The organism is Agrobacterium sp. DSM 25558 (genome assembly GCF_900100825.1).
In the GTDB taxonomy this organism is placed as follows: domain Bacteria; phylum Pseudomonadota; class Alphaproteobacteria; order Rhizobiales; family Rhizobiaceae; genus Agrobacterium.
Window position 1 is genome coordinate 1 of the sequence record NZ_FMUD01000008.1, and the last position, 19,568, is coordinate 19,568.

The 19,568-nt window shown below is 56.2% G+C and carries 20 protein-coding genes; 5 read left to right on the forward strand and 15 right to left on the reverse strand.

Translation table 11 applies throughout. The features are described from left to right. The coding region (locus DSM25558_RS08815; RefSeq protein ID WP_244554144.1) for a methyl-accepting chemotaxis protein at positions 1–1,155 on the forward strand (1,155 nt) is incomplete at its 5' end. 71 nt (positions 1,156–1,226) lie between these two features. On the opposite strand, the gene DSM25558_RS08820 is transcribed toward DSM25558_RS08815, so the two are convergent. Then, the gene (locus DSM25558_RS08820; protein WP_077103875.1) at positions 1,227–1,745 is read right to left on the reverse strand and encodes a hypothetical protein; all 519 of its coding nucleotides are present in this window, start codon (positions 1,743–1,745) and stop codon (positions 1,227–1,229) included. A gap of 272 nt (positions 1,746–2,017) precedes the next feature. Here DSM25558_RS08820 and DSM25558_RS08825 point away from each other — a divergent pair, with 272 nt between their 5' ends. After that, positions 2,018–3,154: an alpha-hydroxy acid oxidase gene (locus tag DSM25558_RS08825; protein WP_077103877.1), complete on the forward strand. Its 1,137-nt coding sequence runs from the start codon at positions 2,018–2,020 to the stop codon at positions 3,152–3,154. A 16-nt stretch (positions 3,155–3,170) separates the two neighbouring features. Here DSM25558_RS08825 and DSM25558_RS08830 read toward each other — a convergent pair whose 3' ends face one another. Then, the gene (locus DSM25558_RS08830) at positions 3,171–3,515 is read right to left on the reverse strand and encodes a DMT family transporter (protein WP_077103879.1); all 345 of its coding nucleotides are present in this window, start codon (positions 3,513–3,515) and stop codon (positions 3,171–3,173) included. After that, positions 3,512–4,096: a TetR/AcrR family transcriptional regulator gene (locus DSM25558_RS08835; RefSeq protein WP_077103881.1), complete on the reverse strand. Its 585-nt coding sequence runs from the start codon at positions 4,094–4,096 to the stop codon at positions 3,512–3,514. Before DSM25558_RS08835 ends, DSM25558_RS08830 begins: the two co-directional genes overlap by 4 nt. Before the next feature lie 186 nt (positions 4,097–4,282). Between DSM25558_RS08835 and DSM25558_RS08840 the strand changes: the two genes are divergently transcribed. After that, a complete protein-coding gene (locus DSM25558_RS08840) occupies positions 4,283–5,524 on the forward strand; it encodes a D-alanyl-D-alanine carboxypeptidase (RefSeq protein ID WP_077103883.1) in 1,242 nt (413 codons plus the stop codon). Between the two features lie 6 nt (positions 5,525–5,530). On the opposite strand, the gene DSM25558_RS08845 is transcribed toward DSM25558_RS08840, so the two are convergent. The 9 genes from DSM25558_RS08845 to DSM25558_RS08885 all read right to left on the reverse strand — a co-directional run bounded on the left by DSM25558_RS08845 (position 5,531) and on the right by DSM25558_RS08885 (position 11,349). After that, a complete protein-coding gene (locus DSM25558_RS08845) occupies positions 5,531–6,271 on the reverse strand; it encodes a metallophosphoesterase family protein (RefSeq protein WP_077103885.1) in 741 nt (246 codons plus the stop codon). A 5-nt stretch (positions 6,272–6,276) separates the two neighbouring features. Continuing rightward, the gene (gene uraH, locus DSM25558_RS08850) at positions 6,277–6,633 is read right to left on the reverse strand and encodes a hydroxyisourate hydrolase (RefSeq protein WP_077103886.1); all 357 of its coding nucleotides are present in this window, start codon (positions 6,631–6,633) and stop codon (positions 6,277–6,279) included. Then, positions 6,630–7,130 carry an ureidoglycolate lyase gene (locus DSM25558_RS08855; protein WP_077104183.1) on the reverse strand — a complete coding sequence of 167 codons (501 nt, stop codon included), beginning with the start codon at positions 7,128–7,130 and terminating at the stop codon, positions 6,630–6,632. Before DSM25558_RS08855 ends, uraH begins: the two co-directional genes overlap by 4 nt. Before the next feature lie 2 nt (positions 7,131–7,132). Beyond that, on the reverse strand, positions 7,133–7,495 hold the full coding sequence (locus DSM25558_RS08860) for a HepT-like ribonuclease domain-containing protein (RefSeq protein WP_077103888.1): 363 nt from the start codon (positions 7,493–7,495) through the stop codon (positions 7,133–7,135). Then, the gene (locus tag DSM25558_RS08865) at positions 7,492–7,785 is read right to left on the reverse strand and encodes a nucleotidyltransferase family protein (RefSeq protein ID WP_077103890.1); all 294 of its coding nucleotides are present in this window, start codon (positions 7,783–7,785) and stop codon (positions 7,492–7,494) included. The genes DSM25558_RS08860 and DSM25558_RS08865 overlap by 4 nt, the downstream gene beginning before the upstream one ends. A 60-nt stretch (positions 7,786–7,845) precedes the next feature. Then, positions 7,846–8,343, reverse strand: coding sequence for a 2-oxo-4-hydroxy-4-carboxy-5-ureidoimidazoline decarboxylase (uraD, locus tag DSM25558_RS08870; protein WP_077103892.1), 498 nt, complete (start codon positions 8,341–8,343; stop codon positions 7,846–7,848). Then, positions 8,343–9,266, reverse strand: a complete 924-nt coding sequence (puuE, locus tag DSM25558_RS08875) for an allantoinase PuuE (protein WP_077103894.1) — start codon at positions 9,264–9,266, stop codon at positions 8,343–8,345. The genes uraD and puuE overlap by 1 nt, the downstream gene beginning before the upstream one ends. 75 nt (positions 9,267–9,341) lie before the next feature. Next, positions 9,342–10,049, reverse strand: a complete 708-nt coding sequence (locus tag DSM25558_RS08880; protein ID WP_077103896.1) for a DUF1045 domain-containing protein — start codon at positions 10,047–10,049, stop codon at positions 9,342–9,344. A 106-nt stretch (positions 10,050–10,155) separates the two neighbouring features. Next, entirely contained in the window at positions 10,156–11,349 is a 1,194-nt protein-coding gene (locus DSM25558_RS08885; protein WP_077103898.1) for an NAD(P)/FAD-dependent oxidoreductase, read from the reverse strand. On the opposite strand from DSM25558_RS08885, the gene mnmD reads away from it, so the two are divergent. Continuing rightward, entirely contained in the window at positions 11,348–12,070 is a 723-nt protein-coding gene (gene mnmD / locus DSM25558_RS08890) for a tRNA (5-methylaminomethyl-2-thiouridine)(34)-methyltransferase MnmC2 (RefSeq protein ID WP_077103900.1), read from the forward strand. The genes DSM25558_RS08885 and mnmD overlap by 2 nt on opposite strands. Positions 12,071–12,123: 53 nt before the next feature. Here mnmD and DSM25558_RS08895 read toward each other — a convergent pair whose 3' ends face one another. Then, positions 12,124–13,659 (reverse strand): DEAD/DEAH box helicase, encoded by a 1,536-nt coding sequence (locus DSM25558_RS08895; protein WP_077103902.1) that lies wholly within the window; start codon positions 13,657–13,659, stop codon positions 12,124–12,126. Positions 13,660–14,140: 481 nt separating this feature from the next. Here DSM25558_RS08895 and DSM25558_RS08905 point away from each other — a divergent pair, with 481 nt between their 5' ends. Next, on the forward strand, positions 14,141–17,827 hold the full coding sequence (locus DSM25558_RS08905) for a response regulator (protein WP_077103906.1): 3,687 nt from the start codon (positions 14,141–14,143) through the stop codon (positions 17,825–17,827). A 54-nt stretch (positions 17,828–17,881) separates the two neighbouring features. Here DSM25558_RS08905 and DSM25558_RS08910 read toward each other — a convergent pair whose 3' ends face one another. Next, positions 17,882–18,271, reverse strand: coding sequence for a DoxX family protein (locus DSM25558_RS08910; protein ID WP_077103908.1), 390 nt, complete (start codon positions 18,269–18,271; stop codon positions 17,882–17,884). A 452-nt stretch (positions 18,272–18,723) separates the two neighbouring features. Further along, complete coding sequence (locus tag DSM25558_RS08920) at positions 18,724–19,521, reverse strand: class II glutamine amidotransferase (protein WP_077103912.1); 798 nt, start codon at positions 19,519–19,521, stop codon at positions 18,724–18,726. Positions 19,522–19,568: the final 47 nt, after the last annotated feature.

Sequence of the window (19,568 nt, forward strand, 5' to 3'; positions counted from 1 at the left end):
CAGGAAACCGAAGCAAACCGCAGCGTGTCCGAAAAGGAACGCATCGAGCGTGAAGCACAGAAGACCAGGGATGCGGCGGATACCCAGTTTGCCGTCGATCAGTTGGCCAAGGGCCTGGATCGTCTTGCCGAAGGTGACGTTGCTTACCGCATCGATACGCCGTTCGTTACCCATCTCGACACACTGCGCAACAACTTCAACGGTTCCGTTGCCAATCTGAATGACGCGCTGCGTGCCGTCGGCCAGAATGCCCGCGGTATCGATGCCGGTGCCAATGAAATCCGCTCTGCCGCAGACGACCTGTCCAAGCGCACCGAACAGCAGGCGGCATCTGTGGAAGAAACCGCTGCTGCTCTGGAAGAAATCACCACAACGGTGAAGGATTCCAGCAGCCGTGCCGAAGAAGTCGGTCATCTGGTTGCCAAGGCCCGTGATGGTGCGGAAAAGTCCGGTGCCGTCGTGCGCCAAGCCGTAACGGCCATGAACGAGATCGAACGCTCGTCGGGCGAGATCACCAACATCATCTCCGTCATCGATGAGATTGCCTTCCAGACAAACCTTCTGGCTTTGAACGCAGGTGTCGAAGCGGCACGTGCTGGTGAAGCGGGCAAGGGCTTTGCGGTGGTTGCACAGGAAGTGCGCGAACTGGCACAGCGCTCTGCAAAGGCTGCGAAGGAAATCAAGGCGCTGATCACCACCTCCGGCGAGCACGTGCGCTCCGGCGTCAATCTGGTCGGCGAAACCGGTCGTGCGCTTGAAGTGATCGTCACCGAGGTTCAGGAAATCAACCGCCACATCGGTGCGATCGTGGAATCGTCACGCGAACAGTCGGTCGGCCTTCAGGAAATCAACACCGCCGTTAACACGATGGACCAGGGCACACAGCAGAACGCGGCCATGGTGGAGCAATCGACGGCCGCCAGCCACAGCCTTGCCAAGGAAGCTGCTTCTCTCAACCAGTTGCTGTCACGCTTCAATCTCGGTGATGGCGCAGGCTCCAGCCGCTCGGCTCCATCGGCTGCACCTGTCCGCTCTGCCTCCAGCACATCAAGACCGGCACCATCTCCAGCCCGCGCATTGGGCCGCAAGATCGCAGGTGCGTTCGGTGGTGGTTCGGCTGCCGCCGTTGCGCAGGATAGCTGGGAAGAGTTTTGAGACTAGCGCTCGAACGAACAAAATGGGCGGCTTGTGCCGCCCATTTTGCGTTTAAGACAATAAAATAGATCCTAGCTGATCCGCAGATTATAGGCGTCGTTCGTCGCGTTTTCGAACCGCTTGGCTTTGCTGTCGTAACGATTTTTCAGCAGCCTGGCATATTCGAATACTGCTCTTGGCGTCCACACACCGCCAGCCACCCGCAAATTGATGAAATCCGAAGCGGCGGCACCAAAATCGTAACCCGTCCCGACATCCAAGATGCTCTTCACCGTCCAGGCACAATTTTTTCGCTGAAGTGAATAGCGTGGGTTATTCGCAAGCATATGGTCCCACGCACGCTTCATCTGCGCTTCATCAAGACCCGAAATAGATACGGTACCTACAGGAGGGCCTCCCTCTGCTTTCACATCGATTTCATATGTTCGCAGCGATATCGGTTGGCCTTTGATCAAGCTGCTTTCGCCCGGTCCAGGCCACCAACTCACATATCTCTCCAGACCCTTCGCCTGTCCCACTCCAATGGCAAGCGAGGCATGCCCCACATTGCCAACGGAAATATGCGGTGCCCAGTAATAAACTGTAATCATCAACAGCTCCGATCAGCTTTTAAAACTATCCTCGGTAGAATTATTTCTATTTTATCTTTCCATGACACGTAAAAGGAGATTTTGTGGCAAAAGTTTGCCGCGTGCCGCATTACGTTTCCCGCAAAAGCCCGGCATCCAGCTTCACAACATTGTCCCGGCCGATGCCAGCGCGGCTTTGCGCAAATTTTGACCTGAAAAGCTGACAATTCAGATGTCACAAACGACACTCGCATGTTAGGTGAAGATGTTATTCAAATTTGAAGGCTTCATCCATGAGCAAAGCGCTGACCATCGCTGACCTGAAGAAACAGGCACAACGCCGCGTTCCAAAGATGTTCTTCGATTACGCCGACAGTGGCGCATGGACCGAAAGCACCTATCGCGCCAACGAGGATGATTTCGCTAAGATCAAGCTTCGTCAACGCGTGCTGGTGGATATGACGGATCGTTCGCTAGCGACGGAGATGATCGGCGAAAAAGTGTCGATGCCCGTGGCACTGTCTCCCACCGGCCTTACCGGCATGCAGCATGCGGATGGCGAGATGCTGGCGGCAAAGGCGGCGGAGGAATTCGGCGTTCCCTTTACGCTATCGACCATGAGCATCTGCTCGATCGAAGACGTTGCCTCCGTCACGTCGCGACCGTTCTGGTTCCAGCTTTACGTGATGAAAGACCGCGATTTCGTCAACAATCTAATCGACCGCGCCAAGGCCGCGAAATGCTCGGCGCTTGTGCTGACACTGGACCTTCAGATTCTCGGCCAGCGTCATAAGGATTTGCGCAATGGGCTTTCCGCCCCACCCAAATTCACGCCCAAACACATCTGGCAGATGGCGACACGCCCGCAATGGTGCCTCGACATGTTGCAGACCAAGCGCCGCAGCTTTGGCAATATCGTTGGCCATGCAAAGAACGTCTCCGACCTGTCATCGCTCTCCTCATGGACGGCGGAACAGTTCGATCCACGCCTTTCTTGGAAGGACGTGGAGTGGATCAAGGAACGTTGGGGCGGCAAGCTGATCCTCAAGGGTATTCTGGATGAGGAAGATGCCATCGCTGCCGCGGGCACCGGTGCGGATGCGATCATCGTCTCCAACCATGGTGGACGCCAGCTGGACGGCGCGCTGTCTTCCATAGACATGCTGCCGAAGATTGTCGATGCCGTCGGTGACAAGATCGAAATCCATTTGGATGGTGGTATTCGCTCGGGTCAGGACGTTCTGAAAGCCATCGCTCTTGGTGCCAAAGGCACGTATATCGGCCGCCCGTTCCTGTACGGCCTCGGCGCAGGCGGCAAGCAGGGCGTTACCACGGCGCTGGAAATCATCCGCAAGGAGATGGATATCACCATGGCGCTGTGCGGCAAACGTCTGTTGACCGATGTGGATAGCAGCATTCTGGTGCGCTGAGGGCCAAGCGGCACTTTTAGTGCCCTACCGTCTTCGAAAACAGGTTCACGACCAGCACGCCCGCGATAATCAGCCCGAGGCCGATCAACGCAGCGAGATCGAGTGTCTGGCGGAAGAACACGTAGTCCACCGCTGAAATCAGCACGATGCCAAGCCCGCTCCAGATGGCATAGGCGACCCCGACGGGGATCGTCCGCAGCGTAATGGACAGTAGATAAAACGCCGCTCCGTAGAAGACGGCCATCAGAAGCGTCGGCACCCACCGGGTAAACTGTTGCGATTGCTGCAAGAAAGATGTGCCAATGACCTCACAGACAATGGCTGCGACAAGCGCCGCGTAGGTCAGGGTAACGCCGTTCATGTGTCAATTTCCTTTTTAGCCGCTCTGATCAGTCGCTTGTGAAGTCCCGCTTTATCGTCGCCGACCTGCGCCTTTTCGCTCACCAAATCTGCAAGCCAGAGCCCGTCGATGGCGAGCCTGACGAGTTCGAGGTTGAGATGATCATCCGTCGTTTTATGGCGGGTCAGGCGACCGTTGATCCACCGTTCCCATAGCTGCCGCAGCGCCGGTTCGCTGACGAGCGCAACCGAGATTGCTGACCATTGTGCGTAGGTTTCGCGTCCGCGATCGGCAAAAAATGCATTCACATAGGCCCGCGTGAAGCATCCGTAGCCCTCACAATCCTGTGAGATCAGGGCATCGATATCCTCATCCAGCTTGGCTAATAGGTCGCCAAGCACCGCCTCCAGCAGCGCCTGCTTGGACGCAAAATGGTGAAACAGGCCACCCTTCGTCACACCGGCAGCCGATGCGACGGCCTGTACGGAGACAGCCGAAAACCCCTGCTCTGCCGCAAGTCTGGCCGCGCAGTCCATCAAATTCCGGCGCACGACATCCGGTTGTTTCTTACGTTCATTCAACATATCCATGACCAAATACATACCGGACGGTTGGTTTGTTTTCAAGAAAATAACCCGCCACCAATGGGGGTCGATTTTCATACTTAATTAAGGATGAAAGCGGTCTTTAAAGTTTGAGTGGTTTTGTTGCCTGAAAGTTTCAGTCATTTTGGCAACGGCGAATAGACGGATAAGGGGTGACACATGTTGGGAACGATCAGACGGGGTATGGCCGGAGCGTGGATGTTTGCTTTGGCCTTCCTCTGTGCGGTTCTTTCCCTGCACGCATCTCCGGCGCAGGCCGGTTATGCGCATTTCGTGATGGATGCAAACACGGGAAAAGTGCTGGATTCCCAGAATGCCGACACGAAAAACTACCCGGCCTCGCTGACGAAAATGATGACGCTTTATCTGGTTTTCGAGGCGCTGCATGATGGTCGCCTGAGCTGGAACCAACGCATCACCATGTCCAAGCGTGGCGCAGCGGTCATCCCCTCGAAGCTCTGGGTCAAAGCCGGTACGACCTTCACGGTTCGCGAAGCAGTCTATGGCATGATCGTCAAATCCGCTAACGACATGGCCGAAGGTATGGGCGACCATCTGGGAGGTTCGCAGGCAGGGTTTGCGCAGATGATGACCCGCAAGGCCCGCCAGTTGGGCATGACCAGAACCGTCTTCCGCAACGCCTCCGGTCTGCCGAACAAGGCGCAGGTCACCACGGCCCGCGACATGGCAAAGCTCGGACTAGCCCTTCAGCGGGATTACCCTAAGGAATACAAGCTCTTTGCTACGCGGTCCTTCAAGTTCCGTGGCAAGACGATCAGTGGTCACAACCGGCTTCTGAGCCGCTATCAGGGCGTGGATGGCATCAAGACCGGCTACACCAATGCCTCCGGCTTCAACCTCGTCAGCGCAGTCAACCACAATGGCCGCAGCGTCGTCAGCGTCGTGCTGGGTGGCAAAACGTCTCGCAGTCGCGACAACCAGATGGTGACTTTGCTGGACAGAACCCTGCCCAAGGCGTCCAGAGGCCGCAGCAACCATCAACTGATCGCTAGCGCCAGTACCAGCCGCACATTCGATGCCGCCCCCGCCAGCGTGCCCCTGCCCATGTTTGCGGAACGCAAAGACCCGGTCGCTATGCAGATTGCCTCTGCCCACAATGTCATGCCAGATATGATCAAGACCTCGGCGGTTCCCGCCACCAATTCCGAGCGCAGCGCATGGGAGGTGCAGATCGCAGCCGCGGACAGTCAGGCCGCAGCGCTTTCGCTTCTAAAGACTGCGCGCCCGTCTATCTCATCCAGCTACACAAGCATCGCGCCTTACACCGAAGCGGTTCGAAGCGGTGCCGCCACGCTTTACCGCGCACGCTTCACCGGTTTCGACAGCCAGGCAGCCGCCCTTTCCGCCTGTAAGGATTTGAAAGCGCAATCCTATTCCTGCGTGGTCATGTCGAGCGACGGATAGGCGGGATCAGCCCAGCCAACCGGTGGCGATGGCCTTGCCGAGACCCGGCATGCCATTGGCCCGGGCCAGTTCTCCCATCGCACCACTGTCGTAGCGCACTTGCCGGAAATAGACCTGCCAGCCATGCGGCGTCTCTTCCAGAACCGCGTAGCTGGCCAGCGGATGACCCGCTTCGACCTGATGGTAGAAGGGTTCATCATCCTTCCAGCCCGGGCAACCGACACTGCCGGGATTGATGATCAAGCGGCCATCAGAAAGCTGAACCGTACGGGCGATATGCGTATGGCCGCACAGCATGAGCGGCTGCTCGATGCCATCAGCAAGCGCCTCGATTTCTGCCAAGGGCCGCTGGTTTAGAACGCCGTCCGGAGACAGCTTCTCTAGCCAATATTCCAGATCATCCTTGGGTGACCCGTGGCAGCAATAGGCGACATCCCTGAAGACCAGATCGAAGGGCAGAGCCTGCAACCAGTCGAAATGATCGGAGGACAGCTGCATATGTGCTGGCTTTTCCCAATCCCCCATGACCTCGAAGGGACGATCGATCAAAGCGCGATCATGGTTGCCGCGAACGGTCGGAATATGATGCCCCACTAGAACATCTGCCGTGCGGCCAGCCTCCAGAGGACCGCTGAAACAATCGCCGAGATTGACGATATCAGCGATACCCAACCTCTCGATATCCCTGAGCAAGGCGTCCAGTGCCGCATAATTTCCATGGATATCAGCAATGGCAGCAAACATCATCGGGATCAGCTTCCGCGGTAAGTGGAGTAGCTATAGGGAGAGAGCAGCAACGGAACGTGATAGTGTCCGCTCTCGTCGGCGATGCCGAAACGAATGGGTATGATGTCGAGAAATGCGGGTTCCGGCAGAACCAGGCCTTTGGTTCTCAGATAGTCACCCGCGTGGAAGACAAGCTCATACTGCCCCACCCGAAAATCATCGCCGATCAACAACGGCCCGCCATCGACACGGCCATCGCTGTTGGTTTCCACCGTCTTCAGCTTCTCACGGCTGTCGCCATCAAGCCGATACAGATCAATCTTCAGTCCCTGCGCTGGCGTGCCGTGGGCAGCATCGAGGACGTGGGTTGTAAGGCCGGTCATGGCGTGGGCTCCGAAATGACATAGGAATGGTCGAAGAAGAACTCTTCCAGATTGTTGCCCGGCCCATCCCGATCCACAACCAGAAAGTCACTGGTGGAACCGATAGCCATCAGGGGATGGTGCCAGACATTGCGATGGTAATTCACGCCCTGTTCGGCACGAGCCAGAAACACCTTCGGTTTTCCCGGCCTGCCATGCTCATCCTCTGAAACGACCACGAGAAACGGATGACCGGAAAGCGGTGTAAAACTCTGGCTGCCCAGCGGGTGCCGCTCCATCATGTCAACGGCATAGGGAAATTGGCGCGCCTTACCGCGAAACAGGTTCAAAACGACGCGCGCGCCCTCACCCGTTACATCAGGTGAGCCGAGCGCGTGATACCGCTCCGTATTACCACCATTGATGATCCGCATGCTGGCAGGATCTGCCTCGAGAACATCGCCAAAGGGCGCGAATGCCTGTTGGGTCAGGGGCAGGATTTCAAGAAATTCAGTCAAATTCATTCACCTTGGGCACGCCAGTTTTTGAGAGCATCAATGCTCTCTAAAAGTTCCGGAATAGTGATTTGCGTTGTTTCCCAAATAATTTCGAGATCCAGCCCAAAGTATCCATGTGCTACACGATTGCGGAGCCCGCGAATTGAATTCCATGGGAAATCAGGGTGGTCGGTGACAAAGTCGGGATAGGACTCCATCAAGCGAACAGTCGCCTCGCCGATCACAATTAGGCACATTCCAATTGCGTGCTGTGTTTTCAAATCTGTAAGAAAGTCTTCTTTCTGGATACCAGAGACGAAATCAACTGCAGCATCGCCCGCTCGCTTCATATCAGCAAGGTGATCCAAACGGCGATCTAAACTCATATTGGCTTAGCCTCTGACAACACTCTCACTTTTACACGTTCTGGAAAATCACCCGGTGTAAGAAGATGAATTCTGGTGCCTAGCATCATCTGCTCAAGTGCGTCTTGCAGTCCGCCAAGGCTGAGAAGCGTAGAGCCGGGCAATGCATCCACCAGAATATCCAGGTCGCTGTCCGGTCGATCCTCACCGCGCGCGACGGAACCGAACACACGGGGGTTGGTCGCGTTGAAGCGCTTTGTCGCTTCGCGAATCGCTTCCCTGTTGTTTTCCAGCACCTCTGACGGTCTCATGGCATGTCTCCTAGAGCCTAATATAGAGTGATGGCAGTCGTGTGGAAAGCAGATTGCTCATCAGCTTTCCGGCAGCAATGCAGCTAGGCGCAGCCCGGCAATCTTTTCCACCTGCGCCGTTGCGGTGGCGAATTCGTCTTCCGGGTTATTGTCGATGCGGGTCTCAAAGGCGTGTAGAATATCGTCCTTTGTCAGGCCTTCGACGGCGATGATGAAGGGAAAGCCGTTCTTCTCCACATAGGCGGCGTTGAGTTCCGTAAACCGCGCATGCTCTTCCGGCGACAGGCGGTCGAGCCCTGCTCCGGCTTGTTCATTGCGGCTGTCTTCGGTCAGGCCTCCGGCAATGGCAAGCTTGCCTGCAAGGTCAGGGTGAGCGCGCAGCACACCCAGCCTTTCCTCATGCGAGGCGGCGCGAAACTGGGTGCAGAGCGCGGCGTGGACGTTGCCTGCTGTCAGGGGTTCGTGCACATCACCTGCATCATAGGCACGCTCCGCGATAAACGGCGAATGCTCGAAGACTCCTCCGAAACGGCTGATGAAGTCTGTTCGGTCAACCATCACAGCGCCTCCGGCTTGTGATGTTCGTGCCAGTGGCGGGCGATCTCGACGCGTTGGGGTATCCAGACCTTTTCATGGCCAAGCACATATTCGATGAAACGGCGAAGTGCCGCAGCGCGACCGGGACGACCGACAAGACGGCAATGAAGGCCGATGCTCATCATTTTGGCCGCACCTTCGATGCCTTCCTGATACAGAACGTCGAACGTGTCCTTAAGATAAGTGAAGAACTGATCGCCGGAATTGAAGCCCTGCGGCGTGGCAAACCGCATGTCGTTTGCGTCGAGCGTATAGGGAATGATCAGGAACGGATCGTCTTTCAGACCCTTCACCCAGTAAGGCAAATCATCCGCGTAGCTGTCCGACGAATAGAGGAAACCGCCCTCCTCCATCACCAGCCGCAACGTGTTGTCGGAGGGCTTGCCTTGATACATGCCGTAGGGGCGCTCGCCCGTCAGTTCCGTGTGCAGGCGCACGGCCTCAAGCACATGCTTGCGCTCTTCTTCCTCAGAAAAATCCTTGTACTCCAGCCAGCGATAACCGTGGCTGGCGATTTCCCATCCCGCTTCTTTCATTGCCGCAACCGCTTCGGGGTTGCGCGCCATGGCCGAGGTGACACCGTAGACAGTCGTCGTGACGCCAAGGTCGGTGAACATGCGCCACAGCCGCCAGAAACCAGCGCGCGAGCCATATTCATAGATTGATTCCATATTGAGATTACGCTGCCCAGGCCATGGCTGAGCCCCAACGATTTCCGACAAAAGCGATTCGGACGCCTTGTCGCTGTCGAGAATGGAGCTTTCGCCACCCTCTTCGTAATTGATGACAAATTGCACCGCGATTCTGGCATCGCCGGGCCATTTCGGATCAGGGGTATTGCGACCGTAACCGATCAGGTTGCGGGGATAGTCAGCAGAAATCATCAAATCACCTTCACGAAAATTTCGTGAACGGTATCATCGCGAACCGGAAAGTCGAGAGCATTTTCTTGGGCGGGCTTACGCAATCTTACGGGCAGACACGCGCCCCATGGGGTGCAGCGAATGCACACGGAACGGCGCGCCTGGTTCATCTTCGATAAAAAGCGCAAGGTTTGAAAATTCGATCTGCCGTTCCAGCACGGGTGCGAACACGCCGCGGACCGCCCGCTCCACGCGGGCGCAATCGCCCGGCACCACACCGCCGGTCAGCATCATCTGAAAGCGAAACTCATCCATGACATAAGGGTGGCCCCAACGGTGCAGGTTGGTGAGCTGCGTGGCCGAAAGACGATCCGGATCGGCACGTTCGATATCGGCATCAGACAAGGGCGCGCGGTAGTGATCGAATTCCTGCACGACGCTGGCCGCCAGGAAATTCAGTGTTTCCGATGGCCAGGATGGGACCAGACCATAGACATTTCCGAGTTTCGCAATCTCAAGCGGAGGCAGCGTGAAGGGCTGATGGGTGCCAGCAAAATGCATCAGCCCACGCAGCAAAGCCGCCTCGCTCATATCATCCATCAAACGGAATGGCGCTTTGATCGTACCGTGGAAACCGTAACGACGCGGCAGCGCGGTGTGATAGGAAATTTCCTGCATGCCGAGGCTTGAAACAGCGGGTGGTTCCACTGTCTGGCCGGAATAAACATCACGACCCAGCCAAGCCGCAGCCGCATGGGTCAGGGGATCATTGGGGGATGGCGTAAAATGAATGGCGTACCGCATGCGTCGTCACCTCGCCGTCCAAAAACGGATATCATCAGCTATATTGCATAAGCCAAGCTGTTAGGTGATTTGCGTGACAGATTAACGACGCTGAAACCCTATCGATTCACATCTTTGCGTTGAAAACGCGAATGTGATCCGCAAGTGTGAAATTGGTCGGTACATCCATAGGTTTCCCCAACACGACATCCAAAGCTGCATCTGCCAATCGGTGCGCCAAGCCGAAGCTAACCTTGAAGCCACCGGTCAGCGCAACCACGCGTGGATGATCAGGATGCAGGCCGACCATGGGGTCACGCCCGATAGCCTTGGGGCGCAACCCAGCCCACCGTTCAACAACAACGGCACTTGCGAGCGACGGAACGATCTGTCGCGCCTTGGCGATCAGGACATCCAGTTTCTCATCCGTCGTCAAAGCGTCGTCGAAATCCTCTTCGCTGGTGCTGCCAATGGCAACCGTTCCGTCTTCATGCGGGACGACGTAAAGCCCATTCAGAAAAACGACCGGCATCGACGGATCTACATTAGCCTGAAGCAACGCGGCCTGCCCCTTAACAGGCTGACCAAGCTTTGCGCCCTGAGACAAACCCAGCGTGTTCGTCAGAAGGGGAAACGAATGATGCCCGGCAGAAACCACGGCATGACCGAACCGGAGGCGCTGTCCATCTTCCAGCGTTGCCACTCCATCCCGATCCAGCGTCGCGACACCGCACTTTTCCAACACGCGCACATGCTTCGCCTCGCGCAAAGACTGCTCCAGCACGGCAACAAAAGCCCGAGGAGAAACCCTCGCGGCAAACGTGTCATGGGCAAAACCCGCCTCTCCGGCGGCAATATCCACCCATCGATCCACCGGCGGCGCATCCAGCACATGCCAATGGAATGTCCGACCGCCTTGGTCCCAATTCAACAAAGCATCTCGTTGATGACGTTCCGCAATTGGCCGCAAATGGGGTTTCGGCAGAGGAATGACGCGTCCACATCGCCGATAGCCTGCAGAGAGACCCGTTTCGGCCTCAAGTGCCGCGATCTCGGTTTCCAGGCTCAGCAGTGCGTCGAACTGAAATTGCTTCTTGTCCGACCAGCGATCCGGCATATGCGGCATCAAAGCGCCCAGAAGACCGCCACTTGCACCGCTTCCAATGGTGTCGGCGTCGACCAGCACCGTGTCGATACCCAGCCGCCCCGCCTTTACCGCAGCCCACAGTCCCATGATGCCGCCACCGATGATCAGCAATGAGGTGCTCGATGGCAAAGGTGATTGACCTGTTTGTCGGGGAAGACTATCGGCTTGGAGCATGACACATCCCGATGACACTCGGCCGGTAAGAGCCGGCTCAAATATGCTGGATTGGCGAGAGGGCGATATGCCCTATTCGCTGGCCTTTGGCGACCATTTTTATTGCCAGACGGACGGGCGGCAGGAATGCAGCCATGTATCACTGGCTGGTAATGGCCTGCCCGAGCGCTGGGAAACGGCGCAGGGAACATTCCGCATCGGTGAACTCGGCTTCGGCACGGCACTCAATTTATGCGAAACGTGGCGGCAATGGAAACTCCATCGCCCCGCGAATACCAAGCTGCATTTTGTGTCCTTCGAGCTCTATCCAATGACGGCAAGTGAGTTGGACCGCGCACTGTCCCACTGGCCGCAACTGGATGCGGAGCGCAAGGCGTTTGTCGAGCAATGGCCTTCAGACCCCGAAGGCTGGGTTGAGATCACTCTGGATGAGCAGACACGGCTGACGGTCTTCTGCGGGGATGCCATGCAGGGGATCATCCAGAGCACCGATACATTCGATGCCTGGTATCTCGACGGCTTCGCGCCTGCCAAGAACCCGGACATGTGGTCCCAGGATATCATGTCGGCACTGTTTGCGAAGACCGCCCCCGGCGGAACATTCGCGACATTTGCGGCGGCCGGTTTCGTGCGGCGCAATCTGGGTGCGGCTGGCTTTACCGTCAAACGTCGGCCCGGCTTTGCGGGTAAACGTGAAATGCTGTGCGGCGTAAAGCCATAACGAAAAACGCCCGGATTTCCATCCGGGCGTTTCTTAAATCAGATCAGACCTAATCAGCCGCGCTTGCGACCGCGACCGGCGTTGCCAGCAGGACGAGCCTGACCGGCAGGTGCGAAGGAACCGGACTTGCGTGCCGGACGACCCTGACCACCGCGATGATTGCGGTTGACTGCGGGCTTGCCAGCTGCGCCTTCAGCGTTCGGACGCTTGAAATCTGACGTTACTTCCAGATCGTTGTCGCGTTCCACAGGTGCGAATTCGCCAGCGCGCTGACCACGGAATTCGCCGTTGCGACGTCCTCCGTCACGCGAAGCACCCTCACGGGGGCCACGCTGTGGGCGATCACCATGCGCACGCTCGCCACGTTCTCCACCTTGACGGCGAGGACCGTTTGCATTGCCACGATTGCCAGCGCCACGGTTGTTGTTGTTGCCGCGCGACGGGCTCGACAGACCTGCTGGACGTTCGCCGGAAAGAACCGGAATCTCGATCTTCATCAGCTTTTCGATGTCGTGCAGCAAACGGGTTTCGTCCGGTGCGCAGAACGCAATCGCAATGCCGTCGAGACCAGCACGCGCCGTACGACCGATACGGTGAACGTAAGCGTCAGCCACTTCAGGCAGATCGTAGTTGAAGACGTGCGTTACGGCTGGAATGTCGATACCGCGGGCGGCAACGTCAGTTGCAACCAGAACCTTGAATTCGCCGTCCTTGAAGCCCTTCAACGCACGTTCGCGCTGACCCTGGCTCTTGTTGCCATGGATCGATGCGACCTTGAAGCCGATGTGCTCCAGGTACTTGGACAGCTTTTCAGCGCCATGCTTGGTGCGAAGGAAGACGATAGAACGGCTATCCGGGTTTTCGTTGAGCGTCTTCTTGAGAAGCTCGGTCTTGTCGTTCTTGCCAACGACGAAGTGAACATATTGTTCGACCTTGTCGGCAGCTTTGCCGGGAGGCGTAACCTGAACGGTAACCGGGTTTTTCAGATAGCTGCCGGCCAGATCTGCGATCGAGTTGGGCATAGTGGCCGAAAACAGCAGTGTCTGACGCTCGGCAGGGACCATCCTGGAAATCTTGCGCAGATCATGAATAAAGCCGAGGTCCAGCATCTGGTCGGCTTCATCAAGCACAAGGAAAGTCACCTTGGACAGGGAAATTGCGTTGCGCGAGATCAGATCGAGCAGGCGACCAGGCGTGGCAACAAGAATGTCGGTGCCTTTTTCCAGCTGCAGCTGCTGCTTGTTGATGGACGCGCCACCAACGACCTGATTGATCTTCAGATGCGTCTTGCGAACGAAACCGCGCAGGCTCTCGCCGATCTGGTTTACCAGTTCGCGTGTTGGCGCCAGAATAAGGGTGCGGGTGGTTCTGTTTGCAGGACGATCAGGCAGTTTCAACAGCATTTCGATGAGCGGCAGGCCGAAAGCGGCTGTCTTGCCTGTGCCGGTCTGTGCAAGACCGATCATGTCGCGGCCTTCCAGAAGAAGCGGAATCGCTTTTTCCTGGATGGGCGTAGGTGTGGTGTAACCGAGCTGGGTGACGCCGGCCACGATTTTTTCGGAGAGGCCGAGTTCGCTAAAACTGGTCAATAGTATACCTTTCGGGGCGCCAAAACGCTTGAACCCGGATCAGCCTTGCTGTCCGGTTGTCTTGGCGTCAAGAACCCCGCGTGAATTGGGAACTTGTGGGTTGGAATGACTTTCTGCGCTTCAGTGCGGCGCTTGCGCCGGCTCCTGCATAAATGCGCTTTTCCTTCATGCGTCGTATCGTTTTCGTTGACGCTGCAGCTCACGCGGCTGCCGAGGGTGAAAGCTTGAGGCGGGGTTTGGTCTTTTTAGCAAGGAAAGTCAAGCGAATGTTTTGGGAGCCGAAGGTGGCACCGCGCCAAAAGCTCACGCCCATGGCGGCTAAAACGTTAGCAATCCGTGAAAAACTATAGTTAACAAACTCTATTAATCAGCCGCGGCAGATAGCCAATTTAATTGTTATACAATAGTTTCCATTAAGAAGAACGATGGCAGCGAAGCACTGATTCTTTATGTGTTACGGGCGGCGACGGAGAATGTTTTGATGACTGGGGGCGGGTTGCTTGAAAAAGCATGTGAAGGCGTTCGAACGCTGGATCTGCCCGCCTGCATCAAAGACAGCCAATTGCGCTATGTCTGCGTCAACGCGGCCTATGCCCAGTTTGCCGAGCGCCCCCTCACCGATTTCCGCAACAGGACCACGCACGAGCTATTCGGCATCACCGACGATATGGAGCGGGAAGACAAGGAACGCCGCTCGCTGGTTTTCGCGACGGAAGAAGTGATCCTGCTCAAAGGCCAACGATCCAACGAAGCCCAGGCCGTGAAATGCGAACGGTTCGAAACCGAAGACGGCGCTTTGTTCTTGTTCGAAATATTCGAAGCCATGCCTTCTTTGGTGGGGCAGCCGTTGGCGGACGGAAATGAAACGCTGATCGGCAAAAGCGTACTCGATCTACTGGACGTGGCCATCGCTGTTTACAGCGCTGAAGACAGGCTGGTCTATTCCAACACCCGGCTTGAAAGTTTGTATCGCGAACTCAATCTCGACTGGCAGTCCGGCCTTGAACTGAAAACAATCAGCAAGGCTTTCCATGATCTCTATATAAACGTCAGAAACAGGGACGCATCGAGCCCGGCGGACAGAGACGTTTGGGTCGAGGGGAAAATAGCCGAAACCCGCAAGCCTTACTCAGAATTCACCGAGGAAATGAGCAGCGGCCGCTTCATACGTTTTATCAACAAACGTCTCGAAAACGGCATGCTCATCGTGCTTCACATCGATGTCAGTGATGCCAGGACGCAAGAAATTCTGCTGGAGAAGCACACACGCGAAAACTGGCTTTTCCGGGAAGCGTTGGAACGTGTGCCCGTTGCCGTCTTCATGCTGGATAGCGAACGCCGACTTACCTATGCCAACGCATCCTATGAAACGCTCTGGGGCGAGCCCCGCGATAAGTATTATGGCCTGACCGAGTCTGATATATTCGTCCATGAGGGCGAACGTTTCCGACAGGAGAATGATCATGTTCTCCAGACGGGTGAAGAACTTCAGAAAACCGAAGAAATCGTACTGAATGACGGCACGTCCGTTCCGACCATCATCAGAGTTGGTCGGATGATAAGCCCTGATAATGAGCCTTATTTGGTCGGCTCGGTGACGGACACCACGCCGCTGATGCAGCAAAAACAGGAATTGCTGGTTGCCCGCAACGATGCCGAGAGGCTTCACGCGGAAGTGCAGTCGATCCTTCGCTCCCTGCCTGTGGGCGTGATGGTGCTGGGTCCTGATCTGACAATCGAATACGCCAACACCACTTTTTACGATCTGTGGGAGGTCGAAGATAAAATCGACCTCACCGGTCAACCCTATCGGCGATATTTCGAGATGGGCTATGAGAGCGGCAAGTATGATTTCGGCGATACGAGTTTCGAAGACGCCTATCGCGACCGGGTCGAACGGCTGAGCCTGATTGCAGATCACACGTCCCGTGAAATCGAGAGCAAATCGGGTAAGTTCACGATACTGTCCAAACAACGGATCGCCGGAAACAAGATCCTCATCACCTTTTCCGACAGTACGGCCGTTCGTGCCCGCGATAAGGAAATAAGTGCTGCCCGGCAGGAATTGCAGCGGGTCGGCGAGTATATGCAGGACGCGACCCGCGTCATGGCGCAAGGGCTCGCTCTGATCCAGAACGGCGAAATCATCATGTCGAATGATGCGATGTCGCGCATGTTCGATGTCCCGCCCGAACTTCTTGCCAAGGGTCAAAGCTGGTTGCCATTTTTTGCCTATTGCGCGGCTCGCGGTGACTTTGGAGATGAAGAAAGCGCTGCCGCAACGCGGGCGCAGTGGTTGGATAACGTCGCGGCTGCCAGACCATTCTCATTGCTTACGCAAGTGGAATCGAAGCGCTGGCTCAACGTGGAAGCAACCATCGGCGCTGGCGGATACTGGCTTGTCATCGTAACCGACGTTACCGACATGAAGCAGCGCGAAGCGGAGCTTGAAGGCCTTTTGGCCCGCGCAAAGGCTGCCGACAGAGCAAAATCCGAATTCCTGGCCAATATGAGCCACGAGATCAGAACGCCGATGAACGGCGTCCTCGGCATGGCGGAATTGCTGGCCAAATCCAAGCTCGACACGCGACAGAGAACGTTCACGGATGTCATCGTGAAATCCGGCAACGCGCTGTTGACCATCATCAACGACATCCTCGACTTCTCCAAGATCGATGCCGGTCAGATGACCTTGCGGAGCACGTCTTTTGACGCGGTCGAAGCCGTGGAAGATGTCGCCTCGCTGTTGTCTTCGCAGGCGCTGGAGAAGAACATCGAGCTCATCGTGCGCGTCGATTCCTCGTTCAAGCACCTTGTGAGCGGTGACGCTGGCCGTTTCCGGCAGATTGCAACCAACCTCATTGGAAACGCGATCAAATTCACCGAAACCGGCCACGTTCTTATAGAGCTTGCCGCAGACAGTGTTGACGACAGCGAACTGATCATGAGCCTGCGGATCACAGATACCGGCATCGGCATTGCCCAACACCAGTTGAACCGCATATTTGAAAAATTCAGCCAGGCAGACACATCCTCGACCCGAAGGCATGAAGGCACCGGCCTCGGGCTTGCCATCACGGTCGGACTTGCAGGGCTTTTCGGCGGCAAAGTGGACGTGGAAAGCACCGTCGGCCAGGGCTCGACCTTCACCGTCACCTTGCCTTTGCGCATTGTTGGAAACCGATCCGAGCAGGCAGTGGGCCTCATCGATACGAAAAAAGTCAGCGTCCTTGTCATCGACGACAATGAAGTGAACCGGCAGATATTGACCGAACAACTGACCGGTTGGGGTGTCGACAGCTATGCGGCTGACAGCGGCCCGGCGGGTCTGGCCATCCTGAGAGAGGCTGCTGCGATCGGCTTCGATATCGATGCGGTCATTCTGGATTATCATATGCCTGATATGGACGGCATGCAGGTGGCGAGCGCGATTAAAAGCGATCCTCGGCTTGCCAATACGGTGATGATTTTTCTGACATCGATGGATGCGGTGAACCACGACAAGCCTGAACCGGAAATCCAGTTCGACGCACATCTCATGAAGCCGGTGCGAGCAAGACTTTTACGCAAAACATTGACAGATGTGGTTCGCACATCCCGCGCAAAGCGCTCCTTTCAAGACCAGATCGATGTCGTTGCCGTACCGGAATTTCAAACCCGAGCGGAAAAAGGTGCAGAGCCCAGCCATCGCGCCACGGCTGAAGCCTCAGCCTTTCGCAGTGAGGCGCAAATATCAGAGATCAGATCAACGTCAGGATCACTGGATGTGCTGATTGCGGAAGACAATGACGTCAACCAGATCGTTTTCACTCAAATTCTCCAGCAGACCAATCTGGATTTCCGCATCGTCAACAATGGGAAAAAAGCAGTCGAAGCGTGGAGAAACGATGGGCCCTCCATCATTTTGATGGATGTGTCGATGCCGGTCATGAACGGGCATCAGGCAACCCAGGCCATTCGGGCCGAAGAACAGAAGACACCCAACGCAAGGCGCGTTCCGATCATTGGCGTAACGGCCTATGCGCAAGACAGCGATCGTGACCTGTGTCTTGCCGTGGGAATGGATGATTATCTGTCAAAGCCCATCAGCCCCGAACTGCTCCAGGCAAAAATCGACAAGTGGTTGATGAGACCATCGCATATGGCCTCAGAGTCGAAGTCGAATTAAAACGCCGCCTGAGAATATCCCACGCGGCGCTGGAAACTTCAGATTTGAAAGCGATTAGCGGCGCTGACCGTCCACGGACAAGGCACCTGCGCCAGCAACGACCAGATAAAGGAAGATGAAGCAGAACAGAATAGCGCCGTCGCCGCCGTTCAAAACCGGGAAGAAGCTTTTTGGTGCGTGTGCCATGAAGTAGGCGACAGCCATCTGGCCCGACAGAATGAATGCGACCGGACGGGTGAAAAGTCCGACGAGAATGAGTACGCCGCCAATAACCTCGAGAAGAGCGGCAGCCAGCAACATTGGGGGAAGAGAACCTTCCATCGTCGAGGCTGGGAAACCGAACAGTTTCTGCGTGCCATGCTCGATGAACAGAAGCGCGGTGATGATCCGCAGCGCAGCCAGTCCATAAGGCTGGTAACGCGATAGTTTTTCAAAAAATGCCATTTTATTTTGTCCTTATAAAGCAGGTTCAACTTGATGATCGTTAAAACCTAACTGAAAAATGCAGCAATTCGAGATACACCTTTCCGGGCCAAAAACAACGGGCTACCCAGCAATTCACAAGGGGTACAAACAATCGTGATCAGCTTTCAAAAAGCATCCGAAATGCACCTCGTCATCTCATGCGAACATGACGGGTAAGCGACAGCAAAACAGCGCATATCAAAATACAATATACGCCCATGACGATGATCTGCGAGGTGAATGCCACGCCGTTATCGATGAGTATAGACCAACCCGAATTCGCCATCGCTGAGGTTGAGCTCTCGGCGTATTTCTCCGCCCGACAGCGAAATGAAGAAGCAAAAAGCATTGCGAAACCGGCACCCAGCCAGCGAATGTTTTCACGCAGGAATAAAAGCAAGGGAATGAAGTTATAAAATGAACCCCGAGGCTCAGGCGATCATGAGTGCCTGGGGCTGCTGGACCGGGTTGAACGGCGCGAACGTGATGTGGGCACCAACAATCGTTGCGACCGTGTTCGCCGGGATGATTTCCCATTTCTCCAGACCAGTCGCAAATGGTTCGGAGGCAACCGCTATGCCCTGCCCCACATTGCGCCAGTAAAGCGTTGGCGGACGCGCATCGCTCGACCAGCGGAAAGCATGCAGCTTCTCGCCATCCGTATGAATGGCGCTGAAACGGATGGGCTGATCGACACCCGACCTATCGACCACATCCATGCATATCTGCAAGGTTTTGGTCAGCGCGCCGATGGGATCGCGATCGAGGCCCATGCCGGCCGCGATGAGAAAAATCGCCTCGCTGTCGCTGTTTCCGGCACGCGAAGAATAGACTTCGTCGGGAATGAGAATTTCAATGTCGCGCTTGACCTTTTCGTAGCCGCCAATCTGGCCATTGTGCATGAAAAGGTGGCGACCCCATCCGAAGGGATGGCAGTTCGCCATGGAGACGCCGCCCGTCGTGGCGGAGCGTACATGCGCCAGAAACATTCCGGCCCGCAACTGGTGGCACAAGGATGTCAGATTGCGATCCGACCACGCAGGCAGAATGCCGCGATAGATACCGGGCTCGCCGCGTTCACCGTACCAGCCTATGCCGCAGCCATCGCCATTGACCACCGTTTTCGCCTCCCGCGCCGCCATGGATTGGCTGACAAGAGAGCTTTCCGGTTCGATCAGAAGACTGTCGAGCCAGACGGGAGAGCCGGAATAGGCAAGAAAACGACACATGCGGTCACCGCCATCAGTAAGGTTGCGATCCGATGCAAAGAGCGCCG

What these genes read in the sequence shown, in the direction of transcription:
- DSM25558_RS08820 (WP_077103875.1), bottom strand. Translation starts at nt 1,745, where the DNA reads ATGATTACAGTTTATTACTGGGCACCGCATATTTCCGTTGGCAATGTG.
- DSM25558_RS08825 (WP_077103877.1), top strand. Translation starts at nt 2,018, where the DNA reads ATGAGCAAAGCGCTGACCATCGCTGACCTGAAGAAACAGGCACAACGC.
- DSM25558_RS08830 (WP_077103879.1), bottom strand. Translation starts at nt 3,515, where the DNA reads ATGAACGGCGTTACCCTGACCTACGCGGCGCTTGTCGCAGCCATTGTC.
- DSM25558_RS08835 (WP_077103881.1), bottom strand. Translation starts at nt 4,096, where the DNA reads ATGTATTTGGTCATGGATATGTTGAATGAACGTAAGAAACAACCGGAT.
- DSM25558_RS08840 (WP_077103883.1), top strand. Translation starts at nt 4,283, where the DNA reads ATGGCCGGAGCGTGGATGTTTGCTTTGGCCTTCCTCTGTGCGGTTCTT.
- DSM25558_RS08845 (WP_077103885.1), bottom strand. Translation starts at nt 6,271, where the DNA reads ATGATGTTTGCTGCCATTGCTGATATCCATGGAAATTATGCGGCACTG.
- uraH (WP_077103886.1), bottom strand. Translation starts at nt 6,633, where the DNA reads ATGACCGGCCTTACAACCCACGTCCTCGATGCTGCCCACGGCACGCCA.
- DSM25558_RS08860 (WP_077103888.1), bottom strand. Translation starts at nt 7,495, where the DNA reads ATGAGTTTAGATCGCCGTTTGGATCACCTTGCTGATATGAAGCGAGCG.
- DSM25558_RS08865 (WP_077103890.1), bottom strand. Translation starts at nt 7,785, where the DNA reads ATGAGACCGTCAGAGGTGCTGGAAAACAACAGGGAAGCGATTCGCGAA.
- uraD (WP_077103892.1), bottom strand. Translation starts at nt 8,343, where the DNA reads ATGGTTGACCGAACAGACTTCATCAGCCGTTTCGGAGGAGTCTTCGAG.
- puuE (WP_077103894.1), bottom strand. Translation starts at nt 9,266, where the DNA reads ATGATTTCTGCTGACTATCCCCGCAACCTGATCGGTTACGGTCGCAAT.
- DSM25558_RS08880 (WP_077103896.1), bottom strand. Translation starts at nt 10,049, where the DNA reads ATGCGGTACGCCATTCATTTTACGCCATCCCCCAATGATCCCCTGACC.
- mnmD (WP_077103900.1), top strand. Translation starts at nt 11,348, where the DNA reads ATGACACATCCCGATGACACTCGGCCGGTAAGAGCCGGCTCAAATATG.
- DSM25558_RS08885 (WP_077103898.1), bottom strand. Translation starts at nt 11,349, where the DNA reads ATGCTCCAAGCCGATAGTCTTCCCCGACAAACAGGTCAATCACCTTTG.
- DSM25558_RS08905 (WP_077103906.1), top strand. Translation starts at nt 14,141, where the DNA reads ATGACTGGGGGCGGGTTGCTTGAAAAAGCATGTGAAGGCGTTCGAACG.
- DSM25558_RS08910 (WP_077103908.1), bottom strand. Translation starts at nt 18,271, where the DNA reads ATGGCATTTTTTGAAAAACTATCGCGTTACCAGCCTTATGGACTGGCT.
- DSM25558_RS08920 (WP_077103912.1), bottom strand. Translation starts at nt 19,521, where the DNA reads ATGTGTCGTTTTCTTGCCTATTCCGGCTCTCCCGTCTGGCTCGACAGT.